Genomic DNA, 476 nt, shown 5'->3' with positions numbered 1-476 from the left:
ATCACCACAACTCGGCCTGCTTCCAGCACGCGGCAATGATGTTGGCGCGTTGCTGTGCGCTGCGCAGCCGATTGCGGGCGGTCGTTTTGAGTTCGGCGAGCGAGTGTGGGCAGTAGTTGGCCAGAGCATGGCGCTTGAGCCAGGCCCAGCGATACTCCACAGGATTCAGGTCCGGGCTGTAGGGCGGGACAAAGGCCATCTGCACTGCACCACCAGTGCTATCGAGGTAGTCGCGCACGATGCGACTCTTGTGCTGCGCGGCGCCGTCCCAGATGATCATCAGGCGGCGCTTGAGGTGTGCGCGCAGTGCCTTGAGAAACTCCACGATCTGTGCGCTCTTGATCGCGCCGTCATAAAGGCGGAACAGGCAGTTGTGATAACTCAGGCCCGCGATGGCCGAGACATGTTTCCAGTTGAAGTGGAACTGGATGACCGGCGTTTGACCTTTCGGAGCCCAGGTGCGCACGCGCGTGGGC

The 476-nt window shown here is 61.8% G+C and carries 1 protein-coding gene; it reads right to left on the bottom strand.

The genetic code is table 11. From position 1 onward, the window contains the following. Window position 1 precedes the first annotated feature (1 nt). Window positions 2-476: IS630 family transposase (locus AC1DQ3_RS36760; RefSeq protein WP_477124986.1), on the bottom strand; the 475-nt coding region annotated here is incomplete at its 5' end.

The sequence above is a fragment of the Cupriavidus sp. 01T418 genome, assembly GCF_056398885.1.
Note: the sequence above shows the minus strand (reverse complement) of the source record. Positions and strands in the feature narration are given on the sequence as shown.